This window comes from Streptomyces sp. SID14478 (assembly GCF_010548525.1).
GTDB lineage: Bacteria > Actinomycetota > Actinomycetes > Streptomycetales > Streptomycetaceae > Streptomyces.
In genome coordinates this window covers 1-3061 of record NZ_JAAGMG010000191.1, presented here as the reverse complement: position 1 = coordinate 3061, position 3061 = coordinate 1, and the positions used below count along the sequence as shown (strand labels likewise).

Sequence of the window (3061 nt, the reverse complement as noted above, 5' to 3'; positions counted from 1 at the left end):
CGGGTGCCGGCCATGCGCAGGTGCACCGCCTCGCACCGCTCGGCCGCCGCGGCCGGGTCGACGAACCGCAGCCGCACGTCCCGCGCCGCGGCCGGGGCGTCGATCCGCACCCGCGAGGAGTCGATGGTCAGCGCCGCCTGCCGGGTGGCGATGCCGTAGCCGAACCGGCCGTAGATCGCGGGCTCGGACGCGGTCAGCACGGCGAGGGGCTCGCCCCATTCCCGTACGTCGTCGAGCTGGCGCCGCATCATCGACGTCAGGATGCCGCGCCTGCGGTGCGTGGCCGCGACGCTGACCATCGTGATGCCCGCGGCCCGCACGAACGCGCCGCCGGGCACCGAGACCCGGAACGAGAAGGCGCCCGCGGTCCCCACGCAGTCGTCGCCGTCCCACACCCCGAGCGAGCGCTCGCAGTCCGTGAGGTCGTCCCACAACTGCCGCTCCTGCGGCGCCTCGGCGACCCCGCCGAAGGCCAGCATGAGGCTGTCGTACCAGCGAGCCCAGTCGCCTTGGCGCAGCACGCGCAGGTCGGTCGTCATGGGTCAATCCCTAGCAGGGCGAGCGGGACGAGAGCGAGCGAATTTACCGACTTGTGCGCGGTCCACGGGCGGCCCGTGCGCATACCCGGAAAGGGGGACAACCGGGACCACCCGTGCACAGGTCCGGGCCCGGTGGATAAGGTCCACGAGCAATGGCGCTACGACGAGACAGGCGGGCGCGCGGGCAGCGCGCGGCAGCCGAGACGTTCCCGGCCCGGATGAGGATGCGTGCACACCGGGTCCGCACCGCCGTGCGCAAATCCGGCGTCGACTACTTCCGCGGCGACGGATCCGACTGGATCGCGCTCGTCGGGCTGCTGCTCACCGTCCCGCTGATCGCCTTCGCCACGATCCTCAACCCGGTCTGGTGCTCGCCCGCGGTCCTCGTCCTGCCGATCGTCGCCGGCGGCCTGGTGCTGCGCCCGGCCAGCCTGCTCGGTTTGTACGCGGCGGCCGCCGCGGCCCTGATCGTCGAATCGGTCGAACTCGGCCCGTACGCCGAGGGCGCGGCCCGGGTCACCCCGGGCACCGTCCTCACGGTCGCGGCCTGCGGCTTCTTCGGCCTCCTCATAGCGCAGTTCCGCAGCCGCGTCGGGGTGCCCTGGCGGCGCGGCGGAACGATGCTCTTCGACCTGCGCGAGCGGATCCGCACGCAGAGCCGACTGCCGAAGCTGCCGCAGGGCTGGCACCGCGAGATGGCGCTGCGCCCGGCCGGCGGCCAGTCCTTCTCCGGCGACTTCGTCGTCGCGGCGCGCACGCACAACGGCCGCACCCTGGAAGTCGTCCTCACCGACGTGTCCGGCAAGGGCATGGACGCGGCGAGCCGGGCCCTTCTCCTGGCGGGCGCCTTCAGCGGCCTGCTCGGCTCGCTCCCGCCGCACGCCTTCCTCCCGGCGGCCAACGGCTACCTCCTGCGCCAGGACTGGGACGAGGGCTTCGCGACCTCCATCCACCTCGTCCTCGACCTCGAATCCGGCGACTACGAGCTCTACTCCGCGGGCCACCCGCCGGGCATGCAGCTCAGCGCGGGCACCGGCCGCTGGGAGGAGAAGGCCGCAGAGGGCCCGCTCCTCGGGGTCTATGACGGCGCCGAGTTCGACGCGACGAAGGGCACGCTGCGCCCCGGCGACGTGCTGATGCTCTTCACCGACGGCCTGGTGGAGACCTCCGACCGCGACATCGCCGAGGGCATCGACCGGCTGACGGGCGAGGCGGACCGCTACGTCCAGGGCGGGTTCCACGGCGCGGCCTGGCACCTCATCGAGGCGGTCGCGAAGGACGTGAACGACGACCGCGCGCTGCTGCTGATCTGCCGGGACGCGTGAGCCGTGCGCACCGTACTGAGCCAGCGCCTCCCGGTCAGCTACGGCCAGTTGTACGTCAACAGTGAGCAGAGCCCGGATGCCGGCGGCGGCCCGCACGAGTCCATGGCGGGCCAGACACAGGGCCTCGTCGGAGCGGCGCTGCCCGGCTTCCTGTACGTGTGCACCGGCCTGCACACCGGGCGCATCCCGTTCACCGTCGAGGTCCATGACCGCGCGCCGGCGCTCGACGCGGCGTACGACGCGTGGGAGGAGATCGTCGAGGTCTCCTTCACGCCCGCCGGTGACGAGGTGGCACTGGACCTGTGGGGCGGTGCGGGCTCCTTTCCGCTCGGCCTCGATCCTGTCTGCCACCGGGTGCGCTACTGCGGCAGCGGCCTCGACGAGTCCCGGGACGCGGAGGCCGTCGACCTCGACCTGGCGGGGTCCCTGGAACGTCACCTGCTCCAGTTCTGGCCGGCGCCGCACGCCCCCGACCGCCTTGTGCGGCAGACGTCGGCGAGCGCCGCCTACTGGCACGACGTCGCCCGGAGCCTGCCCCCGGCGCCGACGCCCGAGGAGCGGGCCGCGGTCGCGCGGGAGGCCAGGGAGCGCGAGGAGCGCGAGGAGCGGGAACGGCACCTCGCGTACGAGAAACGGGAATGGGGCGGCCGGCTGCCCACGCCGGAACTGCGCGCCGTGGGCGGCGACATCGCCGGCATCAGGGGCATCGCGCCCGCGCTCGTGCACGCGGTCGACGCGGTGGACGCGGCGACGCAGCGGAGCGTGGCCCTGTGGGCGATGCGCCGTGCCTTCGCGCGGGCGGGCCTCGACCGGGTGGAGTGGCTCGTGGACCTGACGGAGGCCGCGGCGGACGGGGCTGCGCTCCCGGCCCAACAGGACGTCGTGGAGCGGTTGTTGAGCGACCCCGCGATCGAGCACACCATGGTGCGGGTCGACGCCCTGATGCTCCTTCCCGGGCGCCCGCTGCTGCAACAGACGACGGCGCTCCCGGCGCTGTACGCGGCGGCCGGCCCGGACCCGTTGCGCGCGGCGCTGGACTCCTTGTGGGCGGCCGCGTCCACGTACGGCGAGGAGTACGCGGTGCTGTTCACGCGGGCGCAAGAAGACTTCCCGGCGCTGCGCGAGGCCGTGGCCCGCTGTTTCCCGGACGGGGTGCCCGCGGTGGCGCCCCCGCGTCGCGCGGAGCCGCGGCAGGCG

3 protein-coding genes are annotated in these 3061 nt (G+C 74.0%); 2 read left to right on the top strand and 1 reads right to left on the bottom strand.

Features of this window, described 5'->3' with window-relative positions:
• On the bottom strand, window positions 1–539 hold a 539-nt coding region (locus G3I40_RS07155), incomplete at its 3' end, for a GNAT family N-acetyltransferase (protein WP_164301315.1).
• Window positions 540–691: 152 nt separating this feature from the next.
• On the opposite strand from G3I40_RS07155, the gene G3I40_RS07150 reads away from it, so the two are divergent.
• Both G3I40_RS07150 and G3I40_RS07145 read left to right on the top strand, forming a co-directional pair.
• On the top strand, window positions 692–1864 hold the full coding sequence (locus G3I40_RS07150) for a PP2C family protein-serine/threonine phosphatase (RefSeq protein ID WP_164301314.1): 1173 nt from the start codon (window positions 692–694) through the stop codon (window positions 1862–1864).
• A 3-nt stretch (window positions 1865–1867) separates the two neighbouring features.
• Window positions 1868–3061: hypothetical protein (locus G3I40_RS07145; protein ID WP_203643577.1), on the top strand; the 1194-nt coding region annotated here is incomplete at its 3' end.

Bases quoted from the DNA above. Each gene is read 5' to 3' on its own strand.
- G3I40_RS07150 (WP_164301314.1), top strand. From the start codon at position 692: ATGGCGCTACGACGAGACAGGCGGGCGCGCGGGCAGCGCGCGGCAGCC.